The following is a 16713-nucleotide window of genomic DNA, read 5'->3' on the forward strand; positions in this document are numbered from 1 at the left end:
GCTCAGCCGGCCTGGGTGATCAACTCGTGCAGCAGTTCGCTGGTCTCGTCCGGGCGCTCGAGCCACGGCAGGTGACCGGCGTCGGCGATGATCCGCTTCCGGGACCGCCGGACCAGACCGGCCAGCTCGACCACGTTGGCGACCGGGCGCGGGTCCTGATCACCGTGCAGGAAGGTGACCGGGCAGCGCACGGCGCCGGCCCAGCGGACCAGGTCGGCCTCGTCGAACCGAACCTCCCGGTTGGCGGTGACGTTGATCGCGTTCTCCGACTCGGCCATCGCGCGGGCCAGGTCGTAGCCGTGATCATGGTCCGCGTAGTCGTGGGCCCAGCTGAGCCGGCGCCACTCGACCTCCTCGGCCCGGGTGCGGTCCTTGCCGGTGAGCTGGGCCAGTCGGTCGGCGTACGGTCGCCGGCGGCGCTCCCGTTCCGCCCGGTACGGGGTTCGCCAGTCCCCGGTGCCGAGCCCGGCCAGGTAGCCGACCGCCGCCGCCCGGGACGGGAACTCGGCCGCATAGGCGAGGGCGAGTGTCGCCCCGAACGAATGCCCGATCAAGATCAGCTCCGGTACGTCCCAGGCCTGCCGGAGCTGTTCCAGGTCGGCGATGTAGGTCGCCGTCGACTGATCGTCGGACGGGTCGGAGCGGCCGCAGCCGCGCTGGTCGTACCGGAAGATCGGGGCCAGCGTGTCGATCATGGACGCGACCGGCTCGAGGTAGTCCCAGAGCCCCGGACCGCCGTGCAGCAACACCACCGGCGGCCGGCCCGTCGCGGTGCCGGTCCGCCAGGTCGCCAGCTCCACTCCGTCCGACAGTCGCACCCGTTCCACGCCGGGCAGCCTACGGCACGGGATAGAGCACCGGATTGAGTTCGGTGTCGAACCGATCGCCCGGCTGCCGGCCCGGGGCGCACGTCTTCAGATCGGCCCGCTGCGCGTCGTTGGTCGGCTCGCCGATGATCATGTCGGCGTCCAGGTAGATGATCGTCATCACCCGGCGCGGCACCGTGGACGTGTTCGGCCCGGCCCGGTGGAACGTCCAGCCGAGGTGGTAGCTCACGTCGCCGAGAGCGAACGGGCTGTCGTCGACCGGGTAGCCCTGCCGCAGCATGTAGTCGGCGATCTTGGCCTCGGACTCGTCGCTGATCGGCAGGTCCCGGCCCATCCCGAACCGGTGACTGCCGACGGCGAAGGTCAGCGGCCCGAGCTCGGAAGGCGTGTCCTGCAACGGAATCCAGACCGTGATCGCCCGGTCGGTGGACAGCGGCCAGTAGTACTGGTCGGCGTGCCACGGCGTGATCCCGCCGCTCGGCTCCTTGTACAGGGCTTGATCATGATAGAGCCGTACCGACCGCACGCCCAGCAGCTCGGCGGCCAGCCGGGCCAGGTCGGGCGAACGGACGAACCGGTCGACCACCGGGCTCTGCTTCCACAGGTGTCCGACCTGGAGGAACGCCTTGCTGTACGTGTCACGCTCCTCCATCGGCAGGTGCTGCGTGTTCAGCTCGATCACCTTCTCGGTGATCACCTCGCCGAACGGAGCCAGCTGATCGGGATCGAGCACGCCACGCAGCTTGATGCAGCCCTGCCGTTCGAAGGCCAGCCGCTCGGCATCGGTGAGCCGGTAGGAACTCGTGACGGTTTCCGTCGTCGTGGTCATGCCCCTCAGCGTGCCTCCGGCGGGTGCGGCTGACCAGTACCCGGATTGCCCGATCCTGATACCCCGTTACCCGATTGCGTACGATCTCGGCATGCGCCAGCCGCTGTACGAGCGGACCGTGCCGGAGCCCGGTCAGTCCTGGCGGTGGTTCGAGGCCACCGGCCTGTACACGTACCTCTGGCACAACCACGCCGAACTCGAGCTGATCTTGATCACCGACGGCACCGGATCGATCTTCGTCGGCGACCGGGTGCTGCCCTACGCGCCCGGCGACCTGTTCCTGCTCGGCCCGCAACTCCCGCACGCCTATGTCTCGGAGACGCCGAGCCGGTCGCTGGTCTGTCAGTTCCCGGAGACCCTGATCGGGCCGGAGCTGCGGCACCGGCCCGAGTTCACCTGCCTGCGCCGCCTGCTCGGCGCCTCGGTCACCGGGCTGCACTATCCGCGCTGCGCGGAGCAGGACTGGCTCGGGCTGGCCGCGCCGAGCGCCGGCCGACGGACGATCAACCTGCTCGGGCTCCTGGTCGATCTGGCCGACCGGCCCGATCACCAGCGGATCGCCAGCTCCCGCTACCTGCCGGACCGCTCGGCCCGGTCCCGCGACCGGCTGGACCGGATCGTCGGCCACCTGACCGATCACCTGGCCGAGCCGATCACCCTGGCCGAGATCGCGGCGGTGGCCGCCCTGACGCCGACGGCGACCAGCCGGTTCTTCCGGAGGCAGACCGGGATGACGATCACCGCGTACCTCAACCGGGCCCGGATCGCCGACGCCTGTCACGCCCTCGCGGAGTCCGACGCCCCGATCGCGACCGTGGCCCGGCTGAGCGGCTTCGCCAACCTGGCCCACTTCAACCGCGAGTTCCGGCGCGGGCTCGGCCAGACCCCGAGCAGCTTCCGTACCGCGGCGCGCCGGATCGCCTAGCGTAAGGACTTTGGGGAAACCCTGGTCGGGTCAATACCACTTCACCTCGAGCAGCAGGTTGCCCTGCACGTAGAACTTGCTGCCACCGGGCGACGTGTCGGCGAAGCCGCAGCGGTAGTTCGGACCATGATCATCCAGCGTGTCCGGGTCGATCCGGCGGGTGGTGCCGCTGGTGGTGTAGATCGCGCCGTCGCCGGGATCCCAGGACATGTTGACCGCCCTCGGCTGGAAGCCCGTGATGGTGGGCCAGGGATAGTCGAAGTACTTCTTGGAGCGGAGCAAGCTGCCGTTCGCCGGATCGATCTCGAAGACGGTTCCGTACGACTGGCCGAACAGGCGACCCTGGCCGTCGAAGGTCAGCCCGGCCACGCCGTCCTCGTCGGCCAGCGGCGTCGACCGCCACTTCACCGCGCCGGTGGCCGCGTCCATGGCGAACACCTGGCCGCGGTGCTTCGACCCGTCGGCCGGGTTGCAGCAGCCGAGCGAGCCGCCGTAGAGGATCCCGTCCCGATAGGTCAGGGCCGAGATCTGGTTGGCGCCGCTGACCAGGCCGGAGTTCCAGGTCCGCCGCTCCCCCGTCTCCGGGTCGTAGAGCGTCACGGCTCCGTTGAGTTGGGTGTTCTTGGGCGAGGTGCCGACGGCGACGTACTTGCCGGCGCTGACCACGGTCCACGGCCGCTCCTGGCCCTCGGCCTTGAGATCGAACAGCTTCTTCGGGTTGGTGCCGTCGGCGAACGGCTTCGCGGGGTCGTACTCCCAGAGTTCGGCGTTGGCGTAGATGCCGAGATAGAGCTTGCCGTTGTGGGTGCCCATGCCCTCGATCTGGTGCGGGAACTTGTACTCCGTCCACTTGGTCGTCGCCGGGTCGTACGCGACGAAGCCGCCCTGGAAGTAGCCGCCGCCGTAGATCCGGCCGTCCGGCCCCTTGGCCAGCGAGCGCGGCGGCGTCGGCGTGCCGACCAGCCCGTCGATCGGGGACAGGACGCCGGTCTTGGCCACCGTGTCGTAGCGCCAGAGGTCGCCGGTGGCGCCGCCGCCGACGATGGTCTCGTGCCCGGTGACGGGATCAGGGAACCGGCCCAGGCCCTTGCCCGCGCCCAGGCCGCCCTTGTCCGCCTGCTCGTCGCCGCCCTTGTAGCCGGTGCCGGTCAGCGTGCCGGTCCGCGGGTCGAACAGCTTCAGCTCGCCGGAATCGATCAGGTAGACCCGGCCGCGGGCGTCGGCGGAGGTGATCGTCTGGCCGGCGTAGCCCGGGATCTCGTACGCCCAGGTCAGGGTGCGCAGGTTCAGCACCCAGCCGGTCGAGGCGGTGGTGCCGCCGGCGAACATCACGTACAGGAAGCCGGCCTCGTCCTCCATCTGGTACGCGTACTTGTCGGTCGGCATGCCCTTCGGCAGCGGGATCTCGACCCGCTTGCCGGACACCGGATCGACCTGCCAAAGCCCGGCGCTCTGGCCTAGGCCCGCGTAGATCTTGTCCTCCGCGTATTCGACGGACCGGACGTAGCCGAACTTCCCGCCGAAGTCGCCGTAGTCGCGATAGGTCCGGGTCTCGGCGTTCCAGGAGATCAACCGGCCGCCCGGCAGCGGCGGCGGCGCGAAGCCCTCGGTGGTGCCGATGTAGAAGTTGCCCTTGGCGTCGACGTCGCCCTCCCAGGTGAAGCTGGCGTGTTGCGTCGGCCGGCCAAGGTCCTCGATCTCGGTCGCGCCCCAGGGCAGCCGGTAGACGTGGCCATAGCCGTACGTCGAGGCGAAGACGTTCCCGTGCCGATCGACGGAGACGCCCCAGGCACCCTGGGCACCCTTGTCGGCCGGCACCTCGGTCGAGTCAGGATTCGGTACGTGCAGCGTGATCATCCGCAGCACCTTCGCGGAGAACGTGTCGATCTCCGCCAGGTAGGCCGGCGCCCCGCTGAACACCCGGTACGTCCGCACCGACCCGTCCGGCATCCGGGCGGTCTCGCCGCTCGCCGAGCTCGTCGAATAGAGCGGGATCTGCCCGCGGTTCCACCACTGTGGCGTGCTCGGCGGGATCTCCGCCGCCGCGACCGGCGGCCGGGCCAGGCCCGCCGCGACCATGATCAACAACACCGCACCGACGACCCAGCGACCCATTGCGTCCGCCCCCTCTATTGCGGCATCAATTTCGGACACCCGAACGAGGCTTTAACGCCCTGCCGCTAATTCTGTGCAATCTAGGGACCGGGCCATTCCACGTCAAGGGTTCGGGGTCTGGCCGACCGAGAGTGAATTCTCGCCGTGACTGACCGGCGGAATTTCACTGCGAATCGGTCAACGCCCGGGAAGGTGGACGAGCGGGGTCGAACCGAGCCCGGTGATCTCGCCGGTCTCCGCAACCCGCGCCATGGCACCGTCGGGAATGCCGATCATGGACCGGCCCGGGTATGCCCGCAGCCAGGCGCGGTGATCGAACTGGCCGAAGTGCGGCGCCACCAGTGTTCCGGGCAGCCAACCCCAGGTCCGCAACGGCCGCCCGAAGTCGATCATGCCCGCGCCGAGGACGGCCGCGCCGGCGCTGCAACCGGCGACGACGGGGCCAGCACGATGGACCCGGTGCAGGGCGGCGAGCGCCGGGGTCCCGCCGAGCATCGTGACCAGCCGAGTCGGCGACCCTCCGCCGACCAAGATCAACTCCGCCGTCGCCAACCGGCCCACCACGGCCGGGTCGAAGGCGTCCCGACGCGACCTCAGGCCCGAGTCCACCAGCACGACCGGAAACCCCGGCTGGGTGGCGAAATGGGCGACCAGGGTTTCAAGATCATGATGACTCGGATCCTCCTGGGCGGTGCGCAGCGCGACGGCGCGGATCGGGTCGTGGGCGCTGCCGGCCCGCGGCACCGCAGCGAGGATCGCGGCCTCGTGCGGAGCCGGAGACGTGCTGTAAAGGAAGAGCCTGCCGGAGCTGGTCATTCCTTCCACACCTCCGTCGGACCGACCCCGGCCGCGGTCGCTTCGATCAGGATCCGCAACAGGGGGCGCCGGTCGCCGCGGCGCCAAGCGAGGACGAGCTCCGACGGCGGCACGCCGGTGACCGGCCGGACCGCAATGGCCTCGTCGCCGCGGAACAGGGGCACGTTGCCGGCCGCGACCAGGCAGACGCCCAGTCCCGCGGCCAAGGCCTCGCGGGTCTCGTCGGTCGAGGCGATCTCGGCGCCGATCACCGGCGGCCGGCCGCCCCGGCTCTCCGCCGCGAGCCAGAAGTCGCGGTTCACGCCGGCCGCCGCGGGCAGCGCAAGGAAGGGCTCGTCGAGCAGGCTCTCGAAGGGAATCGGGTCCGTGCCCGCCAGCCGGTGGCCGGCCGGGAGCAGCACCAGGCGTTCCTCGGCCGCCACCGTGATCCAGTCATAGCGCTCCGGATCAGCCAGCGGCAGCCAGATGAACGCCGCGTCGCAGCGGTCCTCGGGCGGCCCGGTCAGCCCGCCCGCCGCGTCGGCCCAGCCGATCTGGCGCAGCTGCAACCGGGCCGCCGGCGCGGCATCGGCGAACCGGGCCCGGATCGCCGGCAGCAGGCCGCGGCCCAGGCCGGTGCTGATCCCGACCACCAGGGTGGCCGCAGTCTCGGTGGCGGAGGCGGCCAGTTCAGCCTCGGTTGCCGCCCAGGCCGCCAGCAGTTCCCGCGCCCTCGGCAGCAGCGCCGCGCCGGGTGCCGTCAGCCTGACCGTACGGCGGTCCCGCTCGAACAGTCGGACCCGCAGCTGGCCCTCCAGCGCGCGGATCTGCTTGGACAGCGCGGGCTGACTGACGAACAGGGCCTCGGCCGCCCGACCGAAGTGCAGGTGATCGGCAACCGCGACGAAGTAGCGCAGGTCACGCAGGTGCACGTCCATGCCCGATGGTTATCACAGCAGGTCTTGGACGCCGGCTTCGCGGTACGGAACGGTGGTGACCGACGCAGCAGAATGCGAAGGAGAACCATGACCACCACGACGCAGCGGGTCTGGCTGATCACCGGCGCCACCAGTGGCTTCGGCCGCGCGCTGACCGAGGCGGCGATCGCCGCCGGCGACATCGTGATCGGCGCAGCCCGCAGCCCGGAACGGCTCGACGACCTGGTCGCGGCCCACCAAGATCAACTCGAGGCGATCAAGCTCGACGTGACCGATCCCGCCGCGACCTCCCGGCTGGTCGACGACCTGGTCCGGCGCTACGGCCGGATCGACGTCCTGGTCAACAACGCCGGCCGGACCCAGATCGGCGCGGTCGAGGAGACGACCGACGCCGAACTGCGCTCCCTGTTCGAGCTGCACTTCTTCGGTCCGGCGGCACTGACCCGGGCCGTCCTGCCCCACTTCCGGGAGCGGCGGAGCGGGGCGATCGTCATGCTCAGCAGCATGGGCGGCCAGCTCTCGTTCGCCGGCTTCTCCGCCTACAGCGCGACGAAGTTCGCCATCGAGGGATTCGCCGAGGCGCTGGCCGACGAGGTGTCGCCGTACGGGATCAAGGTTCTGGTCGTCGAGCCGGGCGCCTTCCGTACCGGACTGTTCGGCAAGGGCGCGGCCCTGTTCAGCCGGCCGCTGGAGGCGTACCAGGCGTCGGTCGGTGAGACCCGGCGGATGGTGGAGGCCGGCGACGGAACCCAGGCCGGCGACCCGGCGAAGGCCGCCGCCGCGATCTTGACCGCCCTCGCCGCCGAACGGACCCCGCTCCGGTTGCCGCTCGGCGGGGACGCGGTCGACGCCATCCGCGGCCACCTGAACCAGGTCGGCGCCGAGCTGGACCAGTGGGAACCGTTGGCCCGGGACACCTCGTTCGAGGCCGAACAGGCCCGTTGAGAAACAGAAACGGCGCCCCTCCCCAGGTGGGGACGGGCGCCGTTTCGGTGCTGGCTGGAAGGTCAGCCGGCCTTGGTGAAGCCGGCAGCCTTGGCCGCCTCTTCGGTGTCGAACCAGACCTCAGCCTCGGTCTGGTCGTACCACTGCGAGGCCTCGGTGTGGTACTTCATCGAGTCCTCGTTGCCCTTGATCGTGAAGCCCGCCGGCGGCTCGGTGCCCCGGTACGTGCCCTCCGACGTGGACCCCTCGGCCGCGAGCTCGGCGTTCGTCGGCTCCGCGGTGTCCTCCGCGGTGTCGGCGGTCAGCTCGGCGTTGGTCGGCTCGGCGGTGTCCTCGGCCTCGGTCTCGACGACCTCCGGCTCCTCGGCCTTGGCCGGCTTGGCCGCAGCCTTCTTCGCGGTGGCCTTGCCGTTCGCGGCCTTCGACTCCTCGACCGACTCGGTGACCAGTTCGATCACGGCCATCGGGGCGTTGTCGCCCTTGCGCGGACCGACCTTGGTGATCCGGGTGTAGCCGCCGTCGCGCTCGGCGAACGTCGGCGCGATGTCGGCGAACAGGGTGTGCACGACACCCTTGTCCCGGATGGTCGAGAGCACCAGCCGGCGCGCGTGCAGGTCGCCGCGCTTGGCCTTGGTGATCAACTTCTCGGCGAGCGGCTGGACCCGCTTCGCCTTCGCCTCCGTGGTCACGATCCGGCCGTGCTCGAACAGCTGGCTGGCCAGGTTGGACAGGATCAGGCGCTCATGGGCCGGGCTGCCGCCGAGCCGGTTGCCCTTGGTGGGTGTTGGCATGGTTTCAGTTCTTCCTCGTCATGACTCTCGACTCAGTACTGCTCGGTCTCGCTGAAGTCGACCTCGTCCTCGGACTCGTCGTCGTCGTAGTTCCGGCCCACCGTCAGCGGATCGAAGCCCGGCGAGCTGTCCTTCAGGGACAGGCCCATCTCGTGCAGCTTCAGCTTGACCTCGTCGATCGACTTGGAGCCGAAGTTCCGGATGTCCAGCAGGTCCTGCTCGCTGCGGGACACCAGCTCGCTCACCGTGTGGATGCCTTCCCGCTTCAGGCAGTTGTACGAACGCACGGTGAGGTTCAGGTCCTCCACCGGCAGCGCCAGATCGGCGGCCAGCTGCTCGTCGATCGGCGACGGGCCGATCTCGATGCCCTCGGCCTCGAGGTTCAGCTCACGGGCCAGGCCGAACAACTCGACCAGGGTGCGGCCGGCCGAAGCCACCGCGTCCCGCGGGCGGATCGCCGTCTTGGTCTCGACGTCCAGGATCAGCCGGTCGAAGTCGGTCCGCTGCTCGACCCGGGTGGCCTCGACCTTGTAGGTGACCTTGAGCACCGGCGAGTAGATCGAGTCGACCGGGATCCGGCCGATCTCGGCGTCGGCGGTCTTGTTCTGCACCGCGGAGACGTAGCCGCGGCCACGCTCGACGACGAGCTCCATCTCCAGCCGGCCGTTCTCAGCCAGGGTGGCCAGGTGCAGGTCCGGGTTGTGCACCTCGACGCCGGCCGGCGGGGCGATGTCGGCCGCGGTGACCGCGCCCGGGCCCGCCTTGCGCAGGTACATGGTGACCGGCTCGTCCTCCTCGGAGGAGACGACCAGGCCCTTGAGGTTCAGGATGATCTCGGTGACGTCCTCGACGACGCCCTCGAGCGTGTCGAATTCGTGCTGGTTGCCGTCGATCTTGATGCTGGTGACGGCCGCCCCCGGGATCGAGGACAGCAGCGTGCGCCGCAGCGAGTTGCCAAGCGTGTAACCGAATCCGGGCTCCAGCGGCTCGATGACGAACCGGGAACGATAGTCGGAGACGGTCTCCTCCGACAGCGTCGGGCGCTGTGCGATCAACATGGTGTTTCGTCCTTCCCCGTACCGACCGCTATTTGACGGTACGGAAACCGCCGGCGCATCCAACGCCGGCGGGTTCCTGCTAGATCTCCAAGATCAACTACTACTTGGAGTAGAGCTCGACGATCAACTGTTCCTGAACGTCGATCACGATCTGCTCACGGGTGGGCAGCTGGTGGATCAGGATGCGCATCTTGTTCGGCAGCGCGTCCATCCAGCCGGGCACGTCCCGCTCGCCGTGGGTCTCGCGAGCGATCACCAGCGGCAACAGCTCGTGCGACTTCACCTTGACGTCGATCACGTCGTGCGGGCTGACCCGGTACGACGGGATGTCCACCTTCTGGCCGTTGACCAGGAAGTGGCCGTGCACGACCAGCTGGCGGGCCTGCCGGCGGGTCCGGGCGAAGCCGGCCCGGTACACGACGTTGTCCAGCCGCGACTCGAGGATCTGCAGCAGCGTGGTACCGGTCTTGCCGGACTGCTTGCTGGCCTCTTCGAAGTAACGGGCGAACTGCTTCTCCAGCACGCCGTACGAGAAGCGCGCCTTCTGCTTCTCGCGCAGCTGCAGCGCGTACTCGGTGTCCTTGGTGCGGCCGCGGCCGTGCACACCGGGCGGGTAGGGGCGGCGCTCGAACGCCTTGTCGCCACCGACCAGGTCAACACCCAGCCGACGCGACTTCTTGGTCATGGGACCGGTATAGCGAGCCATGATTCAGTCGTCCTTTCTGGGTCAGACCCGGCGCCGCTTGGGCGGGCGGCAGCCGTTGTGCGGAACAGGGGTGACATCAGCGATCGCGCCGACCTCGAGGCCGACGGCGCCGAGCGAACGGATCGCGGTCTCCCGGCCCGAGCCCGGGCCCTTGACGAAGACGTCGACCCGCTTCATGCCGTGCTCCATCGCGCGCCGACCGGCCGCCTCAGCGGCCATCTGCGCGGCGTACGGAGTGGACTTGCGGGAGCCCTTGAAGCCGACCGTCCCGGCCGAGGCCCACGCGATCACCGCGCCGGTCGGGTCCGTGATCGAGATGACGGTGTTGTTGAAGGTGCTCTTGATGTGGGCGTGGCCCGCGACCACGTTCTTCTTCTCTTTGCGCCGGACCTTCTTGGCGGCGCCGCGTCCTGCGATTGCCATGTGTGTGGTTCTCCTGGAGGTTTCTCACCAAGCACGCGGACGCGTTACTTGGCCTTCTTCTTACCGGCGACGGGCTTCCGGGCGCCCTTACGGCCCCGGGCGTTGGTACGGGTCCGCTGACCACGTACCGGCAGGCCGCTGCGGTGACGACGGCCCTGGTACGAGCCGATCTCCACCTTGCGCCGGATATCCGCCGAAACCTCCCGGCGAAGATCACCTTCGGTCTGGTAATTCGCTTCGATCCAGTCCCGCAGCGCGACCAGCTGGTCGTCGTTGAGTTGATGTACCCGAAGATCACCACTGATCTTCGTGGCCTCCAGGGTCTCGGCGGCGCGCGTCTTGCCGACGCCGAAGATGTAGGTCAGTGCGACCTCGAGCCGCTTGTCACGCGGCAGGTCGACACCAATCAGGCGTGCCATCAGGCGGTCTACCTCTCGGTTTCGATCCGGATCCCGTTTCCAGCGGAGATCGTCCGGACCGCGAAGGTGTCTGGCGTGACGCGTCCCCACTGGCTTCCGGAATCCCGGCTGCCGCAGGGCCTCGGCCTTCGTCCGAGGGTGGTCTCCGGAGTTTCAGGTTCCGGAGGTGCGGTCACACTTTTTCTTGAGTTGTTGCTGCGGGGACCTACGAGAGTCCCGAGCTCAGCCCTGACGCTGCTTGTGTCGGGGGTTCTCGCAAATCACCATCACGCGACCGTGCCGGCGAATCACCTTGCACTTGTCGCAGATCTTCTTAACGCTCGGCTGAACCTTCATCGAGCTGCTTTCTTGATCAGCCCATGGCAAGCCACAGGCATGTGGTGGATGGTTTGCGGTTATCCCGGGGGCGAGCCCCGGGAAGAGTTGACTACTTGTGCCGGTAGACGATGCGGCCCCGGTTCAGGTCGTACGCAGAGAGTTCGACGACGACGCGGTCGGTGGGGAGGATGCGGATGTAGTTCTGCCGCATCTTGCCGCTGATCGTGGCCAACACCTTGTGTCCATTGGACAGCTCCACGCGAAACATCGCGTTGGGCAGGGCCTCGACCACTGTGCCTTCCAGCTCGAGCGCGCCTTCCTTCTTCGCCATAAACTCTCTTACGATCGCCTGACAGGGAACAACGAACCACCGGCAAAGGTGGCCGACCCGAAACTTTACGCCAGTTCGCCCGTGGACCCAAATCACGGTACGCGGCGGGATCCGACTGCCACACTGAGTCTGTGCGTACGGTCGGCGTCGAAGAGGAGTTGCTGCTCGTCGATCCGGGATCGGGGGCACCCGTCGCGGTCGCCGGGAGCGTCCTCGCGCGCGCCGCCTCGCGGGCCGCCGGCCACCCGGACGGCGAGATCGAGGCCGAACTGCAGCAACAACAGATCGAGGTCGAGACCACCCCGACGACGTCGCTGGCCGACCTCGGCACCCAGGTCCGGGACTGGCGCCGGCGGGCCGACGAACTGGGCCGTGCCTCGGGCGCCCGGGCCGTCGCGCTGGCCACCTCGCCGCTGCCGGTCGATCCGCGGACCACCGTCAAGTCCCGCTATCAGGCGATGATCGGGCAGTTCGGCCTGACCACCCTGGAGCAGCTGACCTGCGGCTGCCACGTACACGTCGGCATCGAGTCCGACGACGAGGGCGCCGGGGTGATCAACCGGGTCCAGCCGTGGCTGCCGGTGCTGCTGGCCCTGTCGGCCAATTCGCCGTTCTGGGACGGCCGCGACAGCGGGTACGCCAGCTACCGGTCCCAGGCCGGGATGAGGTTCCCGACCACCGGGCCGACCCGCGCGTTCCGGTCCGGTGCGGACTATCGCGGCTACGTCGACGACCTGGTCGCCACCGGGGTCCCGCTCGACGGCGACATGATCTATTTCTACGCGCGGCTGTCCCGGCACTACCCGACCGTCGAGATCCGGATCGCCGACGTCTGCGCCCGTACCGTCGACACGGTGCTGATCGCCGGCCTGGTCCGGGCCCTGGTCGACACCGCGGCCGCGGCCTGGCGCGCGGGCGAGCCGGCACCCGCGACCGATCCCGAACGACTCCGGCTGGCGACCTGGCGGGCCGGCCGGTCCGGCCTCGCCGGCGACCTGATCGATCCGGTCAGCGGCCGGCCGCAGCCGGCGGCCCAGGTGATCGATCGCCTGCTTGAGCACGTCGACGCGGCGCTCGGCGCGAACGGAGACCGCGACACCGTCCACACCGAGGTGCGGCGGGTGCAGGCCGACGGCAACGGGGCGTCTCGTCAGCGCGCCGTGCTGGAACGTACCGGCGACCTCGCCGCCGTGGTCCGAGCCTCGGCCGAGCTCACCCAGACCTGAGCCGGGGCCGGGCCAACGGTCGACCGGGCCCGGTGTCGCAAACGTCCCCCGCTGTGAGCATTACGGCCCGATCTCGCCCGGTTCCGGCCAGAGCGAGGGACATCCGCGACAGCCAGGATCCGGCGCCGCCCCTCGAGCTTTTGCCTCCACCGCGACCGAGGTAGCCGAGCCCGCCCATTCGCAACCACACCCCGACCCCGCGCCACACCCCTCCAGTCACACACCGGCCCGCCCCACGACCCGACCCGTCCCGTCCGACGCCATTCCCCCGCCGACTGGGCACAACCGCAGCGACACGCCGCCAGAACGCCTGCTTTTGTGCCCGGTCGGCGGAGTTGGAGAGGGGCGGGGGCGGGTTAGAGGGAGGAGAGGCGGGACTCCAGGAAGGCGCGTTCGGGGTCGCTGGGGCCGAGGCGGAGGGCGTCGGCGTAGGCGGCGCGGGCCTCGTCGACGCGGCCCAGTTGGCGCAGCAGGTCGGCCCGGGCGGCGGGCAGGTAGTGGTAGCGGGACAGCTCGGGCTCGGCGGCCAGTTCCTCGATCAGTTCCAGGGCTACGCCGGGTCCGGCGGTGTGGGACAGCGCGACCGCGCGGTTGAGGGCGACGATGGGGCTGGGCCAGCGCCGGTACAGCCGGTCGTAGCCGGCGACCACCGCCGGCCAGTCGGTCTGCTCGGCGGTCGGCGCCGACGCGTGAACGCCGGCGATCGCAGCCTGCAACACGTACCGGCCCGGCGCCTGCGCGGCGGGCCATGCGGCGAGCCGGTCCAGCAGGGCGAGCCCTTCGGTGATCTTGGTCCGGTCCCAGCGGGTCCGGTCCTGGTCCGGCAGCAGCACGAGCCGGCCCGCCGGGTCGAGCCGCGCGTCACGGCGGGCGTCGGTGAGCAGCATCAGGGCCAGCAGGCCGGCGACCTCGGCCTCGTCCGGCAGCAGGGCGACCAGCACCCGGCCCAGGTCGATCGCGGGATCGATCAGTTCCGGCCGGACCGCCGCCGGCCCGGCCGTCGGGGCGTAGCCCTCGTTGAAGATCAGATAGAGCACGGTCAGCACGCCGGTCAGGCGTTCCGGGAGTTCGTCGTCGGCCGGCACCCGGTACGCGATCGACGCGGCCGTGATCTTCTTCTTGGCCCGGGTCAGCCGGGCCGCCATCGTCGCCTCCGGCACCAGGAACGCGTTCGCGATCTCGGTCGTGGTCAGCCCGCCGACCATCCGCAGGGTCAGCGCCACCCGGGCCGGCATCGCGAGCGCCGGGTGGCAGCAGGTGAAGATCAGCCGCAGCCGGTCGTCGTAGTCGAGCAGTCCGGCGGGCTCCCGTACCGGCTGATCATGGACGGTGGCCAGCAGCGGCAGTTTGCGGCGCAGGTTCTGATCCCGGCGGATGGTGTCGATCAGCTTGCGCCGGGCGGTCGCGACCAGCCAGCGGACCGGCTGCTCCGGCACCCCGTCCGCCGGCCAGGTCTCCAACGCGCGCAGGTACGCATCCGCGGCGGCCTGTTCGGCCAGGCCGAGGTCGCCCGCGGCCGACCGGGCGACCGCCGCGACGACGGTCGACCAGCCGGCCCGGTGCGCCTCCGCGACGGCCGCGCCGACTGCGTCGCCGTGATCAGCCGGGTCCCGATCACTCAGTCGGCATCACCGGACGTACTTCGACGTTGGGCTCCGGGCACAGCTTGGCCAGGCCCAGCGCGTGATCGAGATCGCGCGCCTCGATCAGGTAGAAGCCGCCCAGCTCCTCCTTGGTCTCCGCGAACGGGCCGTCGGTGACCAGCTGCTCGCCGCCGTCGCGGGTCCGGATCGTCGTCGCGGTGCTTCCGAGTTCCAGCGCCTCGCTGGAGATGATCTTGGCCCCGGACGCCAGGATCTGCTCGGTGAACTGGCCGTGCAGCGCCATCGCCGCGGCGATCTCCTCCTGCCCCTTGTCCTCCCAGCCGGTCGGATCTCCGTACAGCAACAACATGTAGCTCGGCATCTCGGTTCGCTCCCTTCTCTTCATCAGCAAGGGGGACGACCCCCTCGGGACCCCCCCGCTCCGCTCCGCGAACGGACAGGCGCCCCCTTGGCTCTGGACACACTCTCGCCCCTCGGACGAACGGGTGTCGACGGAATCGACACCTGGCGCGCGGCAAAATCCTGGCAACCGCTTCCCAAGTCTTTGCCAGCCCGCATAGGTTCGGATCATGGTGAAGATCGGCGTCCAAGCGATGATGCTCAAACAGCACGTAGCCGACCAGGGTGCGTACCAGATCTGGAAGCGGCTGGCCGATTCCGGTTTCTCCTCGGTCGAGGTCTCCCAGATCGCGCTGACCCCCGAGACCCGGGACGAGATCGTCCGCGCCAACGGCGAGTTCGGGATGGGCGTGGCCGCGATCTCCGGCGGAATCGGGCCGTCCGGTGGCGGCGGCAACGACTCGCTGGTCGAGTCGTTCGACAAGATCGTCGCCGACTGCAAGGCCCTGGGTACGGAGCGGGTACGGATCGGCATGATGCCGCTGACCGCGTTCGCCTCCGAGCAGACGCTGGTCGAGGCCGCCCACACCATGGACGAGTACGCCGGCCGGCTGGCCGACGAGGGAATCAAGCTCAGCTATCACAACCACCATTACGAGTTCGCCCGGATCGGCGAGCGGCACGTCCTGGACCTGATCCGGGCCGAGGCGCCGCGGCTGCTGTTCGAGATCGACGTGCACTGGGTGCACCGGGGCGGCATGGATCCGGTCCGGGTGATCAACAACTACGCCGGCGTCGCCGACCTGATCCACCTGAAGGACTACCGGATCGGGCTGCCGCCCGCCGAGGCGATCGAGGGCCTGGCCTCCGGCAACCGGGAAGCCTGGACGGAGTACGCCAACAACATCGTCCAGTTCGCCGAGGTCGGCTCCGGCAACCTCGACTTCCCCGGGATCATCGAGGCCGCCACGTCCGCCGGCGCCGCGCACCTGCTGATCGAGCAAGATCAACAGTACGGCCGCGACATCTTCGACTGCCTGGCCGACTCCCGCGCCCACCTGGTCAAGATCGGCTACGAGTCCCTGCTCTGAGTCAGCCGGCACTCTCGACCAGGGCGTCCCCGATCGGCGTCCGGCGGTACTGAACGCTGCGCCCGACCCGGGCCCGATCGACCAGCCCGGCGTCGCGCAGCACCGCGAGGTGATCACCGACCGCGCCCGTCGCCAGGCCGAGCGTGCGGGCGAGTTGGCTGGTCGACGACGGTTCGGCGAGGGCCGCCAGCAGGGCCGCCCGGCTGCGGCCGATCAGCCGGCCCAGTGAACCCGGAACCGCCTGCTCGGGCTCCGACCAGAGCACCCGGATGCCGCGCGCCGGATAGATGATCGTTCTCGGCCAGCCGGGCGCCTGATGGGCTGCGGCGCTCGGCCAGACGAACACCGACGGGATCAGCAGTACGCCCTCGCCGGGCGCATCGACGGCCTGGTCTGCGGCGGCGCCGTCGTCCACCCAGGCCAGCCCGGGATGCAGGTCCCGGGTCGCCGATCGCCAGCCGGACCGGGTGATCTGGTCCGCCCGATGGAAGACGTCGCGTTCGCAGACCGCGCGCAGCGCCGGCCAGTCCGCCGCCAGCAGCCGGCCCCAGGCCAGTTCGAGGGTTTCGGCGATCCGATGGGTGAACCCGGGGTCGGCGAGCAGCCGTTCGGTGTCCGGCGGCAGCGACCGGCCGAGCACCTGGCGCACCTCCCGCCGGACCTGATCGGGGTCCATCGCCCGGATCGCCTCAAGATCATCTCCGACCTGTTGATCAAGACCGCGCAGCGGCGCCGGCGCCAGGACCGACGGCCCGCTGCCGGCGGTCTGCAGGGAGAGGATCAGGTCGAGGTCGGTGTCCTGGCGGAGTTCCCGGAACGCGGGCACCAGCCGCTCCGCCCAACCGCGCGGCAGTCCGCTGCGCCGACCCGCGACGAGCTTGCGGAGCAGGGAGTTCAGCTCGAACAGCGGCGCGACCGCGAACCGCGCGCCGGCCAGGTCGGCGGGCCCGAGCCGCAGTCGGAGCATGACCTGACCTTACGCCCCTCCACGAAAGCATGGTGCGGCGCGACGGCCCGACCGAGGCTCATCCGG

Annotated in this window: 18 protein-coding genes and 2 pseudogenes; 4 read left to right on the forward strand and 16 right to left on the reverse strand. The window is 69.9% G+C overall.

The window, feature by feature from the left end; translation table 11 throughout:
- Window positions 1-2 precede the first annotated feature (2 nt).
- Window positions 3-827 (reverse strand): alpha/beta fold hydrolase, encoded by an 825-nt coding sequence (locus ACFQU4_RS20155; protein ID WP_377495219.1) that lies wholly within the window; start codon window positions 825-827, stop codon window positions 3-5.
- Between the two features lie 10 nt (window positions 828-837).
- Window positions 838-1656 carry a phytanoyl-CoA dioxygenase family protein gene (locus ACFQU4_RS20160; protein ID WP_377495221.1) on the reverse strand — a complete coding sequence of 273 codons (819 nt, stop codon included), beginning with the start codon at window positions 1654-1656 and terminating at the stop codon, window positions 838-840.
- A gap of 91 nt (window positions 1657-1747) precedes the next feature.
- Between ACFQU4_RS20160 and ACFQU4_RS20165 the strand changes: the two genes are divergently transcribed.
- On the forward strand, window positions 1748-2581 hold the full coding sequence (locus ACFQU4_RS20165; protein ID WP_377495224.1) for a helix-turn-helix domain-containing protein: 834 nt from the start codon (window positions 1748-1750) through the stop codon (window positions 2579-2581).
- A gap of 30 nt (window positions 2582-2611) precedes the next feature.
- On the opposite strand, the gene ACFQU4_RS20170 is transcribed toward ACFQU4_RS20165, so the two are convergent.
- From ACFQU4_RS20170 to ACFQU4_RS20180, 3 genes are all read right to left on the reverse strand, one after another.
- On the reverse strand, window positions 2612-4735 hold the full coding sequence (locus ACFQU4_RS20170; RefSeq protein ID WP_377495226.1) for a PQQ-binding-like beta-propeller repeat protein: 2124 nt from the start codon (window positions 4733-4735) through the stop codon (window positions 2612-2614).
- A 138-nt stretch (window positions 4736-4873) separates the two neighbouring features.
- Entirely contained in the window at window positions 4874-5512 is a 639-nt protein-coding gene (locus tag ACFQU4_RS20175) for a Type 1 glutamine amidotransferase-like domain-containing protein (RefSeq protein ID WP_377495228.1), read from the reverse strand.
- Window positions 5509-6429 carry a LysR family transcriptional regulator gene (locus tag ACFQU4_RS20180; protein ID WP_377495230.1) on the reverse strand — a complete coding sequence of 307 codons (921 nt, stop codon included), beginning with the start codon at window positions 6427-6429 and terminating at the stop codon, window positions 5509-5511. The genes ACFQU4_RS20175 and ACFQU4_RS20180 overlap by 4 nt, the downstream gene beginning before the upstream one ends.
- An 87-nt stretch (window positions 6430-6516) precedes the next feature.
- Here ACFQU4_RS20180 and ACFQU4_RS20185 point away from each other — a divergent pair, with 87 nt between their 5' ends.
- A complete protein-coding gene (locus tag ACFQU4_RS20185; protein ID WP_377495232.1) occupies window positions 6517-7374 on the forward strand; it encodes an oxidoreductase in 858 nt (285 codons plus the stop codon).
- A 62-nt stretch (window positions 7375-7436) separates the two neighbouring features.
- Here the strand turns inward: ACFQU4_RS20185 and ACFQU4_RS20190 are convergent.
- From ACFQU4_RS20190 to infA, 8 genes and pseudogenes are all read right to left on the reverse strand, one after another.
- Window positions 7437-7592 (reverse strand): annotated as a pseudogene (locus ACFQU4_RS20190) (50S ribosomal protein L17); the annotation flags it as partial.
- A gap of 285 nt (window positions 7593-7877) precedes the next feature.
- Window positions 7878-8165, reverse strand: a pseudogene (gene rplQ / locus ACFQU4_RS20195) (50S ribosomal protein L17); the annotation flags it as partial.
- Window positions 8166-8197: 32 nt separating this feature from the next.
- Complete coding sequence (locus ACFQU4_RS20200) at window positions 8198-9223, reverse strand: DNA-directed RNA polymerase subunit alpha (RefSeq protein ID WP_377495234.1); 1026 nt, start codon at window positions 9221-9223, stop codon at window positions 8198-8200.
- A 100-nt stretch (window positions 9224-9323) separates the two neighbouring features.
- Window positions 9324-9929 (reverse strand): 30S ribosomal protein S4, encoded by a 606-nt coding sequence (rpsD, locus tag ACFQU4_RS20205; RefSeq protein WP_377495236.1) that lies wholly within the window; start codon window positions 9927-9929, stop codon window positions 9324-9326.
- A 21-nt stretch (window positions 9930-9950) separates the two neighbouring features.
- The gene (rpsK, locus tag ACFQU4_RS20210) at window positions 9951-10352 is read right to left on the reverse strand and encodes a 30S ribosomal protein S11 (RefSeq protein ID WP_179751068.1); all 402 of its coding nucleotides are present in this window, start codon (window positions 10350-10352) and stop codon (window positions 9951-9953) included.
- 44 nt (window positions 10353-10396) lie between these two features.
- The gene (gene rpsM / locus ACFQU4_RS20215; RefSeq protein WP_179751070.1) at window positions 10397-10771 is read right to left on the reverse strand and encodes a 30S ribosomal protein S13; all 375 of its coding nucleotides are present in this window, start codon (window positions 10769-10771) and stop codon (window positions 10397-10399) included.
- A 222-nt stretch (window positions 10772-10993) separates the two neighbouring features.
- Window positions 10994-11107, reverse strand: coding sequence for a 50S ribosomal protein L36 (gene rpmJ, locus ACFQU4_RS20220; protein ID WP_020575560.1), 114 nt, complete (start codon window positions 11105-11107; stop codon window positions 10994-10996).
- A gap of 91 nt (window positions 11108-11198) precedes the next feature.
- Window positions 11199-11420, reverse strand: a complete 222-nt coding sequence (infA, locus tag ACFQU4_RS20225) for a translation initiation factor IF-1 (RefSeq protein ID WP_152361856.1) — start codon at window positions 11418-11420, stop codon at window positions 11199-11201.
- A gap of 131 nt (window positions 11421-11551) precedes the next feature.
- On the opposite strand from infA, the gene ACFQU4_RS20230 reads away from it, so the two are divergent.
- The gene (locus tag ACFQU4_RS20230; RefSeq protein ID WP_377495240.1) at window positions 11552-12646 is read left to right on the forward strand and encodes a glutamate--cysteine ligase; all 1095 of its coding nucleotides are present in this window, start codon (window positions 11552-11554) and stop codon (window positions 12644-12646) included.
- Window positions 12647-13002: 356 nt separating this feature from the next.
- On the opposite strand, the gene ACFQU4_RS20235 is transcribed toward ACFQU4_RS20230, so the two are convergent.
- Together ACFQU4_RS20235 and ACFQU4_RS20240 are read right to left on the reverse strand one after the other, a co-directional pair.
- Window positions 13003-14106: an RNA polymerase sigma factor gene (locus ACFQU4_RS20235; protein ID WP_377495242.1), complete on the reverse strand. Its 1104-nt coding sequence runs from the start codon at window positions 14104-14106 to the stop codon at window positions 13003-13005.
- Between the two features lie 154 nt (window positions 14107-14260).
- The gene (locus tag ACFQU4_RS20240) at window positions 14261-14611 is read right to left on the reverse strand and encodes a YciI family protein (protein ID WP_377495244.1); all 351 of its coding nucleotides are present in this window, start codon (window positions 14609-14611) and stop codon (window positions 14261-14263) included.
- Between the two features lie 208 nt (window positions 14612-14819).
- Between ACFQU4_RS20240 and ACFQU4_RS20245 the strand changes: the two genes are divergently transcribed.
- A complete protein-coding gene (locus tag ACFQU4_RS20245) occupies window positions 14820-15680 on the forward strand; it encodes a sugar phosphate isomerase/epimerase family protein (RefSeq protein ID WP_377495246.1) in 861 nt (286 codons plus the stop codon).
- A 1-nt stretch (window position 15681) separates the two neighbouring features.
- Here the strand turns inward: ACFQU4_RS20245 and ACFQU4_RS20250 are convergent, their stop codons facing one another.
- On the reverse strand, window positions 15682-16647 hold the full coding sequence (locus tag ACFQU4_RS20250) for a DUF5937 family protein (protein ID WP_377495247.1): 966 nt from the start codon (window positions 16645-16647) through the stop codon (window positions 15682-15684).
- Window positions 16648-16713: the final 66 nt, after the last annotated feature.

The organism is Microlunatus sp. GCM10028923, from assembly GCF_042666975.1.
GTDB lineage: Bacteria > Actinomycetota > Actinomycetes > Propionibacteriales > Propionibacteriaceae > Microlunatus.

Bases quoted from the DNA above. Each gene is read 5' to 3' on its own strand.
- rpsK (WP_179751068.1), bottom strand. From the start codon at position 10,352: ATGGCAATCGCAGGACGCGGCGCCGCCAAGAAGGTCCGGCGCAAAGAG.
- infA (WP_152361856.1), bottom strand. From the start codon at position 11,420: ATGGCGAAGAAGGAAGGCGCGCTCGAGCTGGAAGGCACAGTGGTCGAG.
- ACFQU4_RS20175 (WP_377495228.1), bottom strand. From the start codon at position 5,512: ATGACCAGCTCCGGCAGGCTCTTCCTTTACAGCACGTCTCCGGCTCCG.
- ACFQU4_RS20245 (WP_377495246.1), top strand. From the start codon at position 14,820: ATGGTGAAGATCGGCGTCCAAGCGATGATGCTCAAACAGCACGTAGCC.
- rpsM (WP_179751070.1), bottom strand. From the start codon at position 10,771: ATGGCACGCCTGATTGGTGTCGACCTGCCGCGTGACAAGCGGCTCGAG.
- ACFQU4_RS20250 (WP_377495247.1), bottom strand. From the start codon at position 16,647: ATGCTCCGACTGCGGCTCGGGCCCGCCGACCTGGCCGGCGCGCGGTTC.
- ACFQU4_RS20185 (WP_377495232.1), top strand. From the start codon at position 6,517: ATGACCACCACGACGCAGCGGGTCTGGCTGATCACCGGCGCCACCAGT.
- ACFQU4_RS20160 (WP_377495221.1), bottom strand. From the start codon at position 1,656: ATGACCACGACGACGGAAACCGTCACGAGTTCCTACCGGCTCACCGAT.
- ACFQU4_RS20180 (WP_377495230.1), bottom strand. From the start codon at position 6,429: ATGGACGTGCACCTGCGTGACCTGCGCTACTTCGTCGCGGTTGCCGAT.
- ACFQU4_RS20240 (WP_377495244.1), bottom strand. From the start codon at position 14,611: ATGCCGAGCTACATGTTGTTGCTGTACGGAGATCCGACCGGCTGGGAG.
- ACFQU4_RS20165 (WP_377495224.1), top strand. From the start codon at position 1,748: ATGCGCCAGCCGCTGTACGAGCGGACCGTGCCGGAGCCCGGTCAGTCC.
- rpsD (WP_377495236.1), bottom strand. From the start codon at position 9,929: ATGGCTCGCTATACCGGTCCCATGACCAAGAAGTCGCGTCGGCTGGGT.
- rpmJ (WP_020575560.1), bottom strand. From the start codon at position 11,107: ATGAAGGTTCAGCCGAGCGTTAAGAAGATCTGCGACAAGTGCAAGGTG.
- ACFQU4_RS20200 (WP_377495234.1), bottom strand. From the start codon at position 9,223: ATGTTGATCGCACAGCGCCCGACGCTGTCGGAGGAGACCGTCTCCGAC.